The sequence below is a fragment of the Alicycliphilus sp. T452 genome, assembly GCF_054512775.1.
Genome location: NZ_JBTNEH010000008.1, coordinates 121,134 through 135,742, shown reverse-complemented (window position 1 = coordinate 135,742; position 14,609 = coordinate 121,134). Strand labels below are relative to the sequence as shown.

Genomic DNA, 14,609 nt, shown 5'->3' with positions numbered 1-14,609 from the left:
ATTACATTCTTGTCAGCTTCGTGTTGGTGCCTCTCCAACGCGGCACACTTACGTGGGAACCTTTAACGGAGCATGCGGGTGAAGATACTGATCGTCGAAGACGAGCCCAAGACTGGCGAATATTTGCGCCAAGGATTGAGCGAGGCCGGGTATGTCGCGGACCTGGTGCCCCATGGCACCGATGGGCTGCACATGGCCTTGCACGGTGCCTACGACCTCGTGATCCTGGATGTCATGCTGCCCGGGCTGAACGGCTGGCAGGTGCTGCAATCGCTGCGCGAGCGCGGCCTGCAAATGCCAGTGCTGTTCCTGACCGCACGCGACCAGGTGGAAGACCGTGTCAAGGGGCTGGAGCTTGGCGCCGACGACTATCTGGTCAAGCCGTTCTCGTTTGCGGAACTGCTGGCCCGCGTGCGCATCATCTTGCGCCGTGGCCCGGCGGGCAACGAAGGCACCATGTTGCGCGTCGCGGATCTGGAGCTGGATCTGCTGCGCCGCCGGGTCTCGCGCAACGGCAGGCGCGTGGACCTGACGGCCAAGGAGTTCGGCCTGCTGGAACTGCTGATGCGCCGCCATGGCGAGGTGCTGCCGCGCTCCCTGATCGCTTCGCAGGTGTGGGACATGAACTTCGACAGCGACACCAACGTCATCGAAGTGGCGATGCGCCGACTGCGCATGAAGATTGACGAGGGCCACGCGGTCAAGCTGATCCAGACCGTGCGCGGCATGGGCTATGTGCTCGACGTGCCGCAGGAGGAGTAGGTGGCGTTGCGGATTCGTTGGGGCCGGTTGCCACTGACGCGGCGCCTGACATTGCTGTTTACCGCCGTGGCGGCCTCGGTGGTGCTAGGGCTGGGCGCATTGTTTCTGGTCGAGACTGAGCGGCATTTCGTCGAGCTCGATCGGATGGCGCTGCAAGACAAGCAACACCTGATCGAGGAAATTCTGCGCAATGCCAACTCGGCGGACGACGCTCACCGGCGACTGGGCGAGGCGCTGAGCTATCACCATGATCTCTACGCCCAAGTCCAGGATGGACAAGGAGCGGTGGTCTTTCAGTCCCGAGGGTTCATCCCTACCATGCGCGGCGATAAGCCCCTGAGCGCCGGTGAAAATAAGGTGTTTGGGGTGTGGCGGCACGACGGTGCCCGGTTCCATACGCTGGTCTTCAAGGCCGCCCCTGCCTACTCCAGCACCCCCCTGATGGTCTGGATCGCCGCGGATACGGATCACCACACGCAGTTTCTCGACCGCCTGCGGCGCAGCCTCGCCCTGTATGTGCTCGCCGCCATCGCCATCTGCGGCCTGCTCTCGTGGTTCGCCGCGCGCCAGGGGCTGGCGCCCTTGCGCGACATGAAGTCACGGGCTGCCAAGGTGACGGGGCAGAAGCTTGGCGAGCGCATGCCCGTGCAGGCCGTACCGGTGGAAATGGCCGACCTGGCGCAAGAGCTGAACCGTATGCTGGATCGGCTGCAGGAGGATTTCCAGCGCCTGACCGATTTCGCGTCGGACCTCGCGCACGAGCTGCGCACCCCCATCAGCAATCTGCTGACGCAGACCCAGGTGGCGCTGGCGACCAAGCGCGATGCCGCAACCTACCGCGACATCCTGGCATCGAACGCCGAGGAATTTCAGCGGCTGGCGCGCATGGTGTCCGACATGCTGTTCCTGGCCAAGACCGAGCGCGGCGTGGATCTGCCGCACAAGGAGCGGTTTTCCGCGCGCCAGGACGCACTGGCACTGCTGGAGTTCTACGAGGCCGTGGCCGAGGAAAAGCGCATTCGGCTGCGGGTGGAAGGCGCTGGCGAGATCGAAGGCGACCGCCTGATGTTCCGCCGCGCGGTGAGCAACCTGCTGTCCAATGCCCTGCGTTACACGCCCGAGGCCGGCGACATCACCATCCGCATCACCGGCACGGCACAAGCCACGACCGTGGCCGTAGAGAACACTGGCGCCGACATCGATGCCAAGGTTCTGCCCCGGCTGTTCGACCGCTTCTACCGCGCCGATGCTTCCAGGGCCCATCCGGACACCGACGGATCGGGCTTGGGTCTAGCCATTACGCGCGCCATTGCCGAGGCCCACGGCGGCCGCGTCACGGCAAGCTCGGGTCAGGGGCGCACCTGTTTCACCCTGGTGTTTCCGCATCGCGTCGCGAAGCCCTGAAGCTGACAACAAACTCATCGGGCTGTCTAGATTCTGTTGGGGTGCGCTCCCTACGATGAACACATCTCCTCAGCGCCTAACCAAGGCATGGGAGATGCAAGTTTCATCCACCTTTGTCAGGAGCTTCAATCATGACCCAACAACGCCTCTCCCTTTCTTCCATGATCGCCGCCGCGGCCGCAGTGGCCGCCCTGGGTCTTCCAGGGATGGCTTCGGCAGCGTACGAGCATCCCGCCAACAATGAAAAGGGTGTCATCGTTCACCCGGAACACTTCAAGAGCGAGAAAACGCGAGAGCAGGTCATCGCGGAGACCAAGGCTGCTATGCAGCAAGGCCGTCTTTTCTACGGAGAAGCCAGCAACTACCCGCTTCCCGTTCCTGACGCCGGTTCCGGCAAGACGCGTGCGCAAGTCATCAACGAACTGTTGAGTGAGTCGGCCGCCGAGCGCGATGCGCGTATGCGCCTTTACTCTCCGGGCTGATTCTCCTGCTGCTACACCGACAACATTGATCCGGCAATTCAGGATATGCCGAGGCGACACGTGATGTCTCGTGAAGCAGTGCTGCTTATAACCACGCCCGGCAGCCGATCTCAAACGCTTGCCGTGTGAGAAGCCGCACGCCCGAAATCAGTCATTTCTTCTCGGGTGCCGATCTCGCCCGAACAATTCCCCGAACATATTCCTGACCTTGGCGTCAGCACTGCCCAGTGTGGCACGATCCTGTTCGGTGACGGCAATGCAACATCAGACACTGGGTGCCGACGCTGAACTCGTGGCCGCAGTGGAGCAGACTCTTGATGACAACGTGGCCGAAGAAGACCTCTTCGGCGGTGTGATGCAGCAATTCCGCCGTGCGCTGAGCAATCTGCTGTCCAATGCCACACGCCCGAGGGCGGTAATACCACCAGACGCATTACCCATACGGTAGAAGCTACCACGGTTGCGGTAGAGAACGGCTGCACAGACATCGTATTTGAGGGAGGTCAGCAGCTGTTTGACCGCTCCTACCGCGCTAACGCAGCGCAGGTTCATCCCGACATCGATAGCTCTGGCCTGGGCCTGGCCATCACGCGCGCCATCGCCCAGGCCCACGGCGGCAGCGTCACGGCGAGCTCGGGCCAGGGGCGCACCTGCTTCACCCTGGTGTTTCCGCATCGCGTGGTCAAGCCGCGAAGCTGACAACAATCTCATCGGGCTGTCCAGATTCTGTTGGGGTGCGCTCCCTACGATGAACCCATCTCCTCAACGCCCGTCCAGGGCATGAGAGATGCAAGTTTCATCCACCTTTCAGGAGCTTCACCATGACCCAATACCGCCTCTCCCTTCCCTCCATGATCGCCGCTGTCGCAGCGGCGGCTGCCCTGGGCCTTCCAGGGATGGCTTCGGCGGCGTACGAGCATCCGGCCAACAACGAAAAGGGCGTCATCGTTCATCCGGAGCACTTCAAGAGCGAGAAGACGCGCACGCAGGTCATCGAGGAAACCAAGGCCGCCATGCAGCGGGGACGTCTTTCCTACGGCCAGAGCAACTTCCCAATCCGCACGCCCGATGTGGGGTCTAGCAAGACGCGCGAGCAGGTGATCAACGAACTGTTGAGCGAATCGCCTGGCGAACGAGACGCACGTCTGCGCCTCTACTCTCCGGGTTAATGGCCTCCCGTTGGAGTTGCGGCTGGGTACGTTGAATCCATTCTGTGAAATCGTTGGCGTCGGCCTGACTAATTTTGGGACAGCCCAGGCCGTCGTCCAATTTCCCAAGACACCCCACCGCCGCGCACTGTCGCGGCGATTTGTTGTCCCAACCGCTCCTCGAACTTGACCCTGCCATGGTGGCAAGGTCTAGAGTCACTAGCACCTAACTACTGAAGGAGAAATCCGATGCTTGCATTCGAAGTCAACGACATGACCTGCGGCCACTGCGCCAGCACGATCACCAAGGCGGTCAAGACCGTCGATCCGGAAGCCGATGTCCAGGTCGACCTGGACCGCCATCTGGTGAGCGTAGCAACCGCGTCGGACGCCGGCGCCGTCCAGAAAGCGATCTCTGATGCGGGGTACACACCTGCTCAGGTGAGCACACCGAAGACAGACGCGCCCGCTGTCAAGCGGGGCGGCTGCTGCGGCTCTTGCCACTGATTCCGGCGCAAAGACGCCTATTGCGCGACCAAGGGTGCGGGCTGCACCCACTGCAACATGCTGGCGAACTCGGTGTATCCAGGAACCATTTTCTCGCCGATAGTCGTTGCGTTGCTGCCCTTGGATCAGTTCATACTCCACACATTCGCAATCTCCCTGACCACGGCACAGGGAGGACGCTGACTTGCCTGAATGCTAGAAAAGGGAACCTGTCGAAAGCATTGCCCATTCATTACGATCGCGTCATTTTCATGTAATCTCCCGCCGCCAATAGCGCTTCAGCTACACGGGATCGCTCGCCCTCGATGGAATTGCGCTCAGTTGGCGTTTGCGGCACGAGCGAGAACCCCTTGCACACTTGGCAAGACCGGCATGCTCAGGAGTCTTTCGTTACTCTGAGGTAGGGATTATTGGGGGGGACAGCATCGAACAAATAACTCGCATCGGCCAGTAGATAGCCATGGAGCCGCCGAGATTTGCGAGGCCCAGTGACTTCACAGGCCCAGATGTTCAGGCCGTTCGGCTGCTTTCGATGCAGTTGCAGTCGCTCGAAGCGCTTTTGCACCCACTGCCAATCCTGCTGGTTCTCCTGCTTGGCGAGCGTGCCGACTTCCGGGTGTTCTTGCGTATAGCGTTGGAACACGCCCGGGCTGACCAGGTAGGTCGTGTCGCTCACCGTATGCACAAGCGCTTTTGCGTCGTTGATGATGAGCCGGCGGGAGGCGACCCCCTGTTTCAGCCACGCCATGAAATGCTCCCCGGATGGCTTCGTTACCGATGAAGCTGGCGCAGGCGTGGGTGCAAGTGGCGGAGGAGACGTTGCGACTATCGCTGGCATGGACGCGTCAAGGACCTGCCCCGGGATCTCCTCCGCATCCTGGCCGGCGCCAGACGAGCCGCCCAAGCCCACCATCGCGAGCATGTCCTCCATGACGTCGGGTACGGGCTGGGCCGTAGGCGGCGAAACGGTGGCGGTACTACTGCCTTCCCAAGGTGGAGGCTCCTGGCCTTCCCGGGTTGGTTTCGCCACGACCGTAGGTGGGGTGACTGGCGCACCGGCGTCGTTCTCCACGGGCGTCGCGTCGATCTCTACCGTGCCTGCAAAGGGTGTTGGCCGCTCGCCGGATTCCCAGATCAGCGCGGGAGCGAGACGCAACAGGGTGAACGAGTGGGACCAGCCGGTCGCGCTGGTCACGGTCGCGCGCCAGACCGCCTTGCCGTCCGGCGTGGGCTGCAACATGCCGTGATCCTGCAGCACGTTGAACACGGCGGTGTTGTTCGCAGGAATGCCGTCGATGCCCTGAGACAGGAGATGCGCGCGCAGTTTGTCCGAGACCGTCTTGCTCACCAGCCACAAACCATCCTCGGTGAGCCAGCCATCGGAGGCTTCCGGCTGGTTCAGCTTCAACTGTTCCTTGAGCAGGTAGCGCAACCCGTCCAGCAGCTTGCGTTGCAGCGCGTGCTTGGGCGCGGCCATGGCGCGGGTTGGATCGCCACCCAGTTCCTGGGCCACCGAAGCCCGGTCGGCTTGCACGACGAGCTCTCCTAGGACTCCGGCGTGTTCGTATTGGCCGGCGAGAACGTAGAGCAGCGCTCCCCAGAGCGCGGGGTAGCCGCTGAGCCAGTCCAGAACGTGACGGTCGAGCAGTTGGCGGTAGAGCAAGCCCGTCGCGGCGCTGTGCAGGCGGTACTCGCGATCGTCACGGTAGCGGAAACGGTACGCCTGGTGCAGCGGGCCATGCCACGGGTGCCAGATCGAGCCGTCGGCAAGCTCGACGTGCAGATCGACGGCAAGCTTGCCGATGTCGTGCAGCAGCGCGGCGTAGGCGATGGCGGCGGTCCAGGCCTCGGACTGCGCCGCCTGGTCCTCGGGGCTGGCGCCAATGGGCAGCAGATGGGACTGCCGCAATTTCAAGCTGTAGGCGACGATTTCCAGGCCGTGGTCGAGCATGCCGCCGGCGTAGGCGTGGTGGTGGCTTTCGGAGGCAGGGAACTGTTGAACCAGCTCGGCATAGCGCTCCAGTGGCGCGCGATAGAGGGTGGCGAACTGCTTGCGCGATAGCGACGTGCGCTGCCAGATGTGCTCCAGAAGTTTCCGCCTGCGCGACGTCGTGAGCAGCGATGCGGCCGACTCGGGCCGCAGTAGCCCTTTGGGGAGATCGGCGGCGGGTGTAGGCACCGCAGTGGCCAAGATCACAGGCCGTTTTCGCTGGAACAGGGAGAGCATGCGGATGTCCTGGTGATGGGCCGACCGGGTGGCCTTTTAGCCTTTTTGGGTAGAGCCTTTCCCCTTGCACCCCATTCCCTTCCCCTTTCGGCCCTTTGGCCTTTAGCAGCCTTCGGCCTTTGGGTATAGGGCGATGGGGCATTGATCGTCCACTGCCAATGCGGGTGTGGCGGGGCCGGATTGGTGTGGGAAGGCTCGCTGTTACCGTCCTACGATGGATTGCTTGTTGGATTCGGAAGGACGCCATGAGGCCCTATATTGACATGGTAAGGAATTTTCCTTACCATGCGGGCATTGCGATCAGGAGAACCGCCATGCCTGCCATTCATGAAGTTGCCACGCTGACCTCCAAAGGCCAGATCACGTTGCCCAAGTCCATCCGGCAGGCGCTGGGGGTGGATACCGGCGGCAAAGTCGCGTTCAACCTGCGTGACGGCGAAGTGGTCGTGACCCGTGCTGATGCCGAGCATGAAGACCCCGCCATTGCCGCGTTCCTGACCCTGCTGGCGCGCGATATGGAGGCTGGCCGGAACATTCGCGGTCTGCCGGAGGATCTGGCTCGTACGATGCTGGAGCATGCGGGCCACAAGGTGAACCTGGGTGACGATTTCGATGAGGACGTGGAAATCTGATGCAACAGCATGGCTGGACGCTGCTGTTCCACGACAACCTGATCGAGCAGTTGATGAAACTGCGCGCGGCCGTGCTGCGTGCGCAAGAGAACGACCCGGAGGGCTTCGGATCCAACGCCAACGTTAAGTTCTTCCGGGCCTTGGTCCAGTTGATGCAAGACGTGGTGCCGGGCGATCCGGCGCGCGACGAATACCGCCAGGGCAATACCATGGGGCCGGCTTATCGCCACTGGCGGCGGGCCAAGCTCGGAAGACGGTACCGGCTGTTTTTCCGGTACGACTCGAAGGCGAAGGTCATCGTGTACGCCTGGGTCAACGACGAGCAGACGCTGCGGTCATCGGGTAGCAAGTCAGACCCGTATGCAGTGTTCGAGAAGATGCTCGGGCGCGGAAACCCGCCAGACGACTGGGACGCATTGGTACTGGCAAGCAAGCAGGATTGGAGCAAACTGGAGTAGCGATCTCACATGTAGCAGGTGACGACCATGAACACGACTACCCGCATCAGTACCGCAGAACGCCTCGGCCGCAGCTTTGGCCGTGGATGGCGCGCCTATGCGCGTGGTGAGCGGCGGGTGTCGAGCTGGCTGGCATCCAAGGGGATGCCGGTGGCTGGCGCCGCCGCGCTGCTGTGGGTGGTCAAGCTGGCTGTACTGGGATTGCTGTTCTATGTGGCGTTCTGGTTCGCGGTCGTGTTGCTGGGCTTGGCAATGGCGGGATGGGCTGCTGCTACCACTCCCTCTGATGAAGAAGAGTGGCCTTTCACTGACCTCACCGAACTGCGGAAAACGCCGGGCTACGATCCCAATCTGTACAACGACATTTCGCACGAGTTGTACACAGACGATTGACCGTGTCCACGCTATTTCAGCTTGCCCCCGGTGAGCGCCCCAGCACCCTTGCCACCCGCTTGGCCGGCGCTCTTGCTGCCATCTGAAAGTCCTTGGATGGCATGTCCAGCTCGAATCCCAACCCAGGCGAGGCTCGCCAGCCAGAATCCGGGAAGGACCAGGAACATCGTCGCCATGACGAAGTTCAGCAGCATATCGCCGAAGGCATTGTTCAGCCCCATCACCGGATCGAAATTGCTGTGCGGCCGGTTCCAGCCCCAGCCCCATCCGTAGAGCGCATCAAGGATCGTACTGTCGATCCAGCGGGCCAACTGGAACCAGAAGTCCACGAAGAACAAAGCGAATTGCACGACGCTCACGGTCACAACCGTCTTCAGGTCGTAGGTCCCAATGAGCAGCACCAACGGGATGCAGATCACCAAGGCCATCTTGAGTAACGCGAGCACCATGGGCAGGGCCTGGCGCACCACATCCATCGCCGGAAAAACCCCCGTCGCACCCATCGTCATGCCGACGTCGCCCGCTGCGCGTGTGATGATGTTCGGCAAGGTCTTGTCGATCTGGCCGCCGTAGTCGGTATAGACGGAACCCCTGTTGAGCTTCTGCTGCCGCGGCGACGCAATCGTGCGGATCACCGAATCGTCCACCTCGGCGCGGCTCAGGAACCCAGCCCAGCCGGCCAGTCGCGTGAGCAGGTTCGGGTCCACCTGGCCCAGCAGCCGCGTCCGCAGGCCGCTGCCGCCATCGGCCCACCATTGCCGGCAGGTCGGATAGCCGCCGCCGCTGGACACCTGCGCCAGTCCGGCGTCGCGGTCGCTGTCGTAGGGCCAGTCGTCGCGCGGGGTGCTGGAGCGATAGCTGTCGTAGTAGCCGGCCGTGTCTATGAAAAAGCGTGAGCCAATCCAGGTGACATCGTGCATCTGGGCTTCATCGAGGTCGGGGCGCTGCATGAACAGCTTGGCGCGGGCCGGTCCGTAGCAGTTGTGTGTGAAGTCCGCCACCGCCTGGGCCAGGACCGGATCGTCGATGCGCGTGGCGTCGATCTCCATGCGCATCTGCCGCAGATCGGTGCCGCAGGGGATCGCCGCTACGGAAGCGCCCGTGACGGCACGCGAGAGCGTGTGCATGAAGGCCCACCAGACCGGCACCTTGGCACTCTGGTTGTTTATGGTGCTAAAGGACTGCGACCAGCCGGTATCGGTGGGCTGCGGCACGCTGACCTGGCACTGGGCCGAGCGCGAGTTGTCGTACTGGATGGTGTTGAGATCCACGTCGATGAACGGGATGCCGGCGAACATCACGACCACGATGGCGACGAACACCCGGTTCTCGATGCGCGCGGCCGAGAGCACGCCCTTGTTGCCTTCGTCGGCCCCTTCGGCGCGGGCCTTCAGCCACTCCTGGATGATGATGGCCACGAAGGGGAGGGCGAACACGCCGCTGGCCACCAGAACCGCCCAGATCCCGTTGTGGACGATCCAGGACACCAGCGTCAGGTAGTACTCCAGGTAGTCGGTCGTGAAAAGCGTCATGGCCCGAACCTCCCCTCAACCGGCTTGAATCAAAAGGCTGGCTTCCAGCGCCACGAGAGCGACAACGCCCGCGATCTCACTGCGCACCAGGCGGCGCCGCGCCTGCCTATCTGCCCCGTTTTGGTCCTCGCGCGCCAACAGTCGGCGGCGCATCCAGACCCAACCGTAGGCCGTCGCCCCATACAGGCCAAGCCGCCACACCAGGAAGTAGCCCGCGGCGGCCGCGAGCCACCGCTCCCAGCCGGCGACACCGCCGACCAAGTAGATGCCGGCGATGTTGGCCGCCACGGCAGAGGCGACGATCAGCACCGTCCACAGCAGCGCCTTTGCCACGCGCCGGCTGAACAGCCAGCGAGGCCGCAGCCAGGCCGCGTTCATGGCCGGCCTCCCGGGTTGCCCTTCTGCAATCGATCGAGGCGATCGGGCACCGGATCGCCCTCGTAGATGCCGCGCGAGCCAGCTGCACGCGTGCCGTGGCGCTGGATGATCGCCATCGGCGAGTTGTTCGTCAGCTCGCGGCGCAGCTCCAATTCCGTCTTCAGGTTGCGGATCTCGCGGTCGAGCGTGTCGCTCTCGTGGTTCACGGCATCGACCGCCAACTGGTTGGCCGCCACGTTGGGCTCCTTCTTGCCCGTCAGCAGGGTCCGCTGGAGCAGCAGGGCTTTTTCCAGCACCGACGAAAGCGCCACCTCGGACGCGAGGCGCCGCGCCAGCAGGTCCTGGTCAGGCTCGTCGCGCAAGGCTTCGATCACGCCCCGCGTGATGGGAAGCGACGTGCTGCCAGCCCCGCGCAGGTTCTCGAACGTCGTGTGGCGCGTCCCGGAAATCAGCTCTTGCAGGGCTTCCAGCTTGGTCTCGTACTCCTCCTGGATCAGCGGTGTCAGCCCGACGCCGGGCACCGTCTCGGTCTTGGTGCAGGAATCGCACGTGCGTTGCTCCTTCTCCCCCAGTACCCGCGTGGCCCATGCGACCGCCTGCTGTGGCGACGTCCAGGTCTGGCAGGACAGGCTCGCGCAACTGGCCTGGGCGATGGACGACGTGTCGGTCACGCCGCGGCCGTTGACCAAGTTGTAGCCCGCCCGAGTGACGTCACCGACCACCTTGATAGCCGACTGGCCCCTACCACCGGCGTTGCTGCCGCCCACCCAGGGCACACCGTCGTTGCCGCGGTTGGTCTCCGCTTGCTCGATCGCCGAAACGGCATCCGTGCTCGACACCGCCTGGCGCAGCGCCATGCCCTCGGCAAGCTGGCTCCATCCGAGCTGGCCTCCCGCCGTGTCGGCCATCTTCTCGGCCATGGCGCGGCACGTCAGCTTCGAGCGGTCGAAGTCCAGGCGCGCCTGCAGCACGCCATTGGTGAGCAGGTTGTAGAGGCCGGGATCTGCGCGCTGAATGATGAGGGCCGGCAGAGACGCCACCGCGCTGGTGGCGCTCTGGATCACGTTGCTCATGATCTGCTGAAAGCCATTCGTGATGCCGTTGAGCTGGTTCTTGAGCGTCGTTGTGATGCTCATATCGCCGCAGATCAGGTTGCTGTTCCAACCCACGCCGACCCCAATCGAACGCATGCCGGCCGCGCGGCCCATGGACACCGCACTGCCGCCGCCGATCGAGTACATGACTTCATCGCCGATCACGGGGCCGCTGGTCTGGAATCCCGTCTGTGCCCACGCCAGGCCGCAGCCCAGGACGAGCGCGCCGACGAGTACTGTCGGCCGCAGCAGGCGGTACGCCTTGGTGGAGAGGTTCGTCAGTTCAGGACGCTTCATCGCCATACCCTCAATTGAAATCGACGCTGCCAAGGAACACCTGTCCACGGCGTTCGCAGCAGGCATAGGGCCGCCACAGCGCCCAGGCGTAATCGCTTTGCTGGGCTTGCGTTAGGAAACCGCTGTGCGGGAAAACCGTGCAGGACGAGGACAGGACGGGCGCGAGTTCCTGCCATTTGCCGGTCGAGGCATCGCCCTCGACCAGTGCGCCGGCAGGCCAGTAGCCATCGCGTGCATTGGCCAGCAGCGGCTGATAGACGTGCAACTGCCCGCGGCGCGTGACGACATCGCCGGCCCGCTGGGCCACCACGGCGCCGGCCTTGTGGTCGTCGGTCTGGTGCAGGAAGCCGCCGCGCGGATAGACATTGCCCCAGAGGTTCATCGTCGAGCGCGCGCCGACCTCGCGCATGCCCGGGATCAATGCCTCCGGGTACACCATCTCCGGTACGTTGTAGCGCCAGGCCAGCGTGTCCAGCGTACTGAGCAGGTACGGCATGAATGCCGTGCCCGCGCCCTCGCAGAAATAACCCGAGGACGAGACGAACTGGTTGAACACCTCGACGCCGGGGTGGCCGATGACGTCCGCGTTCTTGAACTTCGCGAGATTGTTTTCGTTGTCGTGGTTGGTGGTTCCGTCCCCGCCAGCCTGGGCCGAGGGGTTGGGCGCGCTCATGGCGCGGACTTCGACCCAGGGGTTCTCGCCGGTGTTGCTGTAGCTGGAGACGACCGCATCGGGCACGTAGTGGCGCACCTTGACGGACGTGCGCACCGTGCAGCCGGTCCAGGTGCAGTAGAGCCAGTAGCAGATCCCCACCACGCGGTATTCCAGGCAGTCCGGCGACAGGACCGATGAGACGATGGTGGCCGTGTTCAAGGCGTGGCTGCCGGTGGCGCTGACCAGCAGCAGCGAGGCCACGGCGACGCGCAGGCGGCGCAGCAGGTCGAATGGGCGGGGGATCACGGCCGCTCCTTGCGATATCGGGCGATGCGAGCCAGCGCCTGGTCCAGGTTGGCCTCGCCATAGACCACGTAGCGTTGGTCCACCACGACCGCCGGAAGCGTTGTGATGCCCAAGCTCCAGGCATCGGTGATGCCTTGGTAGGCGGTCTGCATGCGGTGTTGCAATGCCGGCCCGCCTTCCTTGAGGCGTCGCCGCACGATCGGTTCGGCCTGCCGTGGATCGCTGGGCAAGCCTGTTGTGAGTTCCGCCTCGATGCGTTGCGCAGCATCCAGTTCGATCACGCGCGTGGGAGAGTGCGCGCCGTGCAGCGGTTGTCCGGACTCGGTGATGACCCAGACTTCTTGGGCCGAGGAAGTACCCGAGCACACGAGGACTGCCATGAGAGCCCATGCAAACCGGCACAAGCGTGGATGGGAGGGCGTGGGATGGAACATGAGGTGGCGCCAAAGAAGAGGGAGGACCCCGATAGTCCAAACCAAAGCGCCGTCGCAGGCCACGAACAATGCGCAGCGTGGCGCGCCCCTATTTCCTGGTGACGCGATGGCTCGTCGCCAGGAATCTGATGTAAGTTGGTTTGGATCGACCCAACTGGGTATCGGCTATAAACCATGGATCGCAACCTTCACCCATACCCGTCCCTATGAATCGCACCCAACTCGTTGAAATCCTCGCTGCCAAGAACGACCTGTCCAAAGCTGCCGCCAACGCCGTCCTCGACACCTTGATCGACACCGTCCAGACGGCCGTGAAGAAAGGCGATGCCGTTCAACTCGTGGGCTTCGGCACCTTCAAGGCGGCCAAGCGTGCCGCGCGCATGGGCAAGAACCCCGCCACCGGCGCAGCCCTGAAGATCCCGGCCGCGACCGTGCCGAAGTTCGTTGCGGGCGCCAAGTTCAAAGCCGTGGTCGATCCCAAGGCCGCCAAGCGCAAGGCCGAGAAGGCCGGCAAGTAAGCCGGCTCGCCTTTCCGGGAAGGCGCCGTCGTTCGCAAGGCTCGGCGGCGTTGGATTTTCTGAGTGATCCACAACAAGTCCAACAGCGACGGGGCCATAAACCATGACTGCGTTTTCTGAATCGTTCCGGTCGGAAGTTGCGCGCATTGCACGCAAAGAGAACAAGGAGGAGATGGCCTCCCTGCGCAAGACGGCAACGAGCCAGCGCTCAGAGATCGCGACACTCAAGCGCGACGTCAAAGATCTGGCAGGGCAGGTGCGCAGCCTGGCCAAGGCATTGGAAAAAGCCCTGGCAACGGCTGAGCGCCAGCAGCCCCGGGAGCCGTCCGCGGATTCGTCTACGGGGGCGCAGGCGCCTGCCAAACGAAGAGGCCGCGCATTCGTCTTCAGCCATGAGGCGCTGGTCGCCAAGCGGCAGGCGTTTCACATGACCCAGAAAGAGATGGCCCGGCTGCTCGGTGTGTCGCCACTGAGCGTCTACAAATGGGAAACCGGCCAGGTCACGCCCCGCGAGGCGCAACTCGTGCGCGTGCGCGAAGTGCTTCAGATGGGCGTGCGCGAAGCCCGCAGGCAGATTGCAGAGTGAACATCGCCGACGCTGCACCTGCCGCAGGTAACCATCCTGGATAGACTTTCGACAGGTTGGCTATCGCGGCGTGTCGTCCTCTGCGCTGGCGGGCGTGTCAGGGGAGACCGTGGCCTTGGCTTCGGCCGGGTCGTTGGTGGCGAGCATGTCGATCGCCGACAGCAGTGAATCGCCGGGCACTGGGCCAGGCAGCACGAGGCTCCTGCCGCTCGTGCGGTCGACCAGCCGCAGCGAAGGCGTCGCCGTGATGCCCGACGCGGTGGCTTCGCCAGCCTGTGCCTGCACGATGCGCGCGGACTCTTCGCCGCTCATGCACGTCTTCAGAGCCTTGGACATGCCGGGAAATGCCTCCAGGTTCGGCACGCCCTGGCCGTCGCTGCGCGTGTGGGCATAGACCCATTGGACCGCCGCCCAGAACGCCTCGTGTCCTCCCGCCTGGCCGGCGCATTCGACCAGGCGTGCCTCCTGGCTTGCGGCGGGCTCGTGGATGGACAGCGGCAGGTGATGCCACTGCAGGCTCACGTCCTGGTGTGTATCGATCCACTGCCGCAGCTGCGGTGAGTAGCTCTTGCAGTACGGGCACTCCAGATCGGCATAGAAGATGATGCTGAAACGCGCCTCGGGACTGCCTAAGCGCCAAAGAGGCCCGGTCAACTGCTCGATACTCGCGGCGCTGACCGGGGCGGCCGGTTGCGGCGCAGGCTCGCCTGGCGACCTGAACATGAACCAGATCAACGGCACCCCGACCAGCCCAGCAGCCACGGCCCAGTGCCAGCGAGGCCACCGGCGCGGGCGA

At 63.7% G+C, this 14,609-nt stretch carries 18 protein-coding genes; 11 read left to right on the top strand and 7 right to left on the bottom strand.

What is annotated here, in order from left to right; all coding sequences use genetic code 11:
• Nucleotides 1-78: 78 nt before the first annotated feature.
• The 6 genes from ACX12L_RS09660 to ACX12L_RS09635 all read left to right on the top strand — a co-directional run bounded on the left by ACX12L_RS09660 (nt 79) and on the right by ACX12L_RS09635 (nt 4,303).
• Complete coding sequence (locus ACX12L_RS09660; protein WP_201395547.1) at nt 79-762, top strand: heavy metal response regulator transcription factor; 684 nt, start codon at nt 79-81, stop codon at nt 760-762.
• Complete coding sequence (locus tag ACX12L_RS09655; protein WP_013519560.1) at nt 763-2,166, top strand: heavy metal sensor histidine kinase; 1,404 nt, start codon at nt 763-765, stop codon at nt 2,164-2,166.
• Nucleotides 2,167-2,297: 131 nt separating this feature from the next.
• Nucleotides 2,298-2,648, top strand: coding sequence for a DUF4148 domain-containing protein (locus tag ACX12L_RS09650; protein WP_459262371.1), 351 nt, complete (start codon nt 2,298-2,300; stop codon nt 2,646-2,648).
• Between the two features lie 363 nt (nt 2,649-3,011).
• On the top strand, nt 3,012-3,347 hold the full coding sequence (locus tag ACX12L_RS09645; RefSeq protein WP_459262374.1) for an ATP-binding protein: 336 nt from the start codon (nt 3,012-3,014) through the stop codon (nt 3,345-3,347).
• A 122-nt stretch (nt 3,348-3,469) separates the two neighbouring features.
• Entirely contained in the window at nt 3,470-3,817 is a 348-nt protein-coding gene (locus ACX12L_RS09640) for a DUF4148 domain-containing protein (RefSeq protein ID WP_201395546.1), read from the top strand.
• A 228-nt stretch (nt 3,818-4,045) separates the two neighbouring features.
• The gene (locus ACX12L_RS09635; RefSeq protein ID WP_201395545.1) at nt 4,046-4,303 is read left to right on the top strand and encodes a heavy-metal-associated domain-containing protein; all 258 of its coding nucleotides are present in this window, start codon (nt 4,046-4,048) and stop codon (nt 4,301-4,303) included.
• 376 nt (nt 4,304-4,679) lie between these two features.
• On the opposite strand, the gene mobH is transcribed toward ACX12L_RS09635, so the two are convergent.
• Nucleotides 4,680-6,530 (bottom strand): MobH family relaxase, encoded by a 1,851-nt coding sequence (gene mobH, locus ACX12L_RS09630; RefSeq protein ID WP_201395544.1) that lies wholly within the window; start codon nt 6,528-6,530, stop codon nt 4,680-4,682.
• Nucleotides 6,531-6,844: 314 nt separating this feature from the next.
• On the opposite strand from mobH, the gene ACX12L_RS09625 reads away from it, so the two are divergent.
• Genes ACX12L_RS09625 through ACX12L_RS09615 form a run of 3 tightly spaced genes read left to right on the top strand, consistent with a single transcriptional unit; the run spans nt 6,845 to nt 8,013 of the window.
• Nucleotides 6,845-7,162, top strand: coding sequence for a type II toxin-antitoxin system PrlF family antitoxin (locus tag ACX12L_RS09625; protein ID WP_201395543.1), 318 nt, complete (start codon nt 6,845-6,847; stop codon nt 7,160-7,162).
• A complete protein-coding gene (locus ACX12L_RS09620) occupies nt 7,162-7,620 on the top strand; it encodes a type II toxin-antitoxin system YhaV family toxin (protein WP_187725733.1) in 459 nt (152 codons plus the stop codon). The genes ACX12L_RS09625 and ACX12L_RS09620 overlap by 1 nt, the downstream gene beginning before the upstream one ends.
• A gap of 27 nt (nt 7,621-7,647) precedes the next feature.
• Nucleotides 7,648-8,013, top strand: a complete 366-nt coding sequence (locus ACX12L_RS09615; RefSeq protein ID WP_187725732.1) for a DUF3742 family protein — start codon at nt 7,648-7,650, stop codon at nt 8,011-8,013.
• A gap of 11 nt (nt 8,014-8,024) precedes the next feature.
• On the opposite strand, the gene ACX12L_RS09610 is transcribed toward ACX12L_RS09615, so the two are convergent.
• The 5 genes from ACX12L_RS09610 to ACX12L_RS09590 are packed head-to-tail and all read right to left on the bottom strand — an operon-like array spanning nt 8,025 to nt 12,655.
• Nucleotides 8,025-9,545 (bottom strand): conjugal transfer protein TraG N-terminal domain-containing protein, encoded by a 1,521-nt coding sequence (locus ACX12L_RS09610; protein WP_187725731.1) that lies wholly within the window; start codon nt 9,543-9,545, stop codon nt 8,025-8,027.
• A gap of 15 nt (nt 9,546-9,560) precedes the next feature.
• Nucleotides 9,561-9,923 carry a hypothetical protein gene (locus ACX12L_RS09605; protein WP_187725730.1) on the bottom strand — a complete coding sequence of 121 codons (363 nt, stop codon included), beginning with the start codon at nt 9,921-9,923 and terminating at the stop codon, nt 9,561-9,563.
• Nucleotides 9,920-11,314: an integrating conjugative element protein gene (locus ACX12L_RS09600; RefSeq protein WP_187725729.1), complete on the bottom strand. Its 1,395-nt coding sequence runs from the start codon at nt 11,312-11,314 to the stop codon at nt 9,920-9,922. The genes ACX12L_RS09605 and ACX12L_RS09600 overlap by 4 nt, the downstream gene beginning before the upstream one ends.
• 10 nt (nt 11,315-11,324) lie before the next feature.
• Nucleotides 11,325-12,272 (bottom strand): TIGR03756 family integrating conjugative element protein, encoded by a 948-nt coding sequence (locus tag ACX12L_RS09595; RefSeq protein WP_201398482.1) that lies wholly within the window; start codon nt 12,270-12,272, stop codon nt 11,325-11,327.
• Entirely contained in the window at nt 12,272-12,655 is a 384-nt protein-coding gene (locus tag ACX12L_RS09590; protein WP_226858639.1) for a TIGR03757 family integrating conjugative element protein, read from the bottom strand. The genes ACX12L_RS09595 and ACX12L_RS09590 overlap by 1 nt, the downstream gene beginning before the upstream one ends.
• 260 nt (nt 12,656-12,915) lie before the next feature.
• On the opposite strand from ACX12L_RS09590, the gene ACX12L_RS09585 reads away from it, so the two are divergent.
• Both ACX12L_RS09585 and ACX12L_RS09580 read left to right on the top strand, forming a co-directional pair.
• Nucleotides 12,916-13,227 carry an HU family DNA-binding protein gene (locus tag ACX12L_RS09585; protein ID WP_187725727.1) on the top strand — a complete coding sequence of 104 codons (312 nt, stop codon included), beginning with the start codon at nt 12,916-12,918 and terminating at the stop codon, nt 13,225-13,227.
• A 103-nt stretch (nt 13,228-13,330) separates the two neighbouring features.
• The gene (locus tag ACX12L_RS09580) at nt 13,331-13,813 is read left to right on the top strand and encodes a helix-turn-helix domain-containing protein (protein ID WP_201395542.1); all 483 of its coding nucleotides are present in this window, start codon (nt 13,331-13,333) and stop codon (nt 13,811-13,813) included.
• Nucleotides 13,814-13,873: 60 nt separating this feature from the next.
• Here ACX12L_RS09580 and ACX12L_RS09575 read toward each other — a convergent pair whose 3' ends face one another.
• Nucleotides 13,874-14,536, bottom strand: a complete 663-nt coding sequence (locus tag ACX12L_RS09575) for a DsbA family protein (RefSeq protein WP_459262370.1) — start codon at nt 14,534-14,536, stop codon at nt 13,874-13,876.
• Nucleotides 14,537-14,609 lie beyond the last annotated feature (73 nt).

Excerpts from the sequence above, each read along its gene's own strand:
- ACX12L_RS09650 (WP_459262371.1), top strand. The coding sequence starts at position 2,298 with ATGACCCAACAACGCCTCTCCCTTTCTTCCATGATCGCCGCCGCGGCC.
- ACX12L_RS09640 (WP_201395546.1), top strand. The coding sequence starts at position 3,470 with ATGACCCAATACCGCCTCTCCCTTCCCTCCATGATCGCCGCTGTCGCA.
- ACX12L_RS09635 (WP_201395545.1), top strand. The coding sequence starts at position 4,046 with ATGCTTGCATTCGAAGTCAACGACATGACCTGCGGCCACTGCGCCAGC.
- mobH (WP_201395544.1), bottom strand. The coding sequence starts at position 6,530 with ATGCTCTCCCTGTTCCAGCGAAAACGGCCTGTGATCTTGGCCACTGCG.
- ACX12L_RS09625 (WP_201395543.1), top strand. The coding sequence starts at position 6,845 with ATGCCTGCCATTCATGAAGTTGCCACGCTGACCTCCAAAGGCCAGATC.
- ACX12L_RS09620 (WP_187725733.1), top strand. The coding sequence starts at position 7,162 with ATGCAACAGCATGGCTGGACGCTGCTGTTCCACGACAACCTGATCGAG.
- ACX12L_RS09615 (WP_187725732.1), top strand. The coding sequence starts at position 7,648 with ATGAACACGACTACCCGCATCAGTACCGCAGAACGCCTCGGCCGCAGC.
- ACX12L_RS09610 (WP_187725731.1), bottom strand. The coding sequence starts at position 9,545 with ATGACGCTTTTCACGACCGACTACCTGGAGTACTACCTGACGCTGGTG.
- ACX12L_RS09605 (WP_187725730.1), bottom strand. The coding sequence starts at position 9,923 with ATGAACGCGGCCTGGCTGCGGCCTCGCTGGCTGTTCAGCCGGCGCGTG.
- ACX12L_RS09600 (WP_187725729.1), bottom strand. The coding sequence starts at position 11,314 with ATGAAGCGTCCTGAACTGACGAACCTCTCCACCAAGGCGTACCGCCTG.
- ACX12L_RS09590 (WP_226858639.1), bottom strand. The coding sequence starts at position 12,655 with ATGGCAGTCCTCGTGTGCTCGGGTACTTCCTCGGCCCAAGAAGTCTGG.
- ACX12L_RS09585 (WP_187725727.1), top strand. The coding sequence starts at position 12,916 with ATGAATCGCACCCAACTCGTTGAAATCCTCGCTGCCAAGAACGACCTG.
- ACX12L_RS09580 (WP_201395542.1), top strand. The coding sequence starts at position 13,331 with ATGACTGCGTTTTCTGAATCGTTCCGGTCGGAAGTTGCGCGCATTGCA.
- ACX12L_RS09575 (WP_459262370.1), bottom strand. The coding sequence starts at position 14,536 with ATGTTCAGGTCGCCAGGCGAGCCTGCGCCGCAACCGGCCGCCCCGGTC.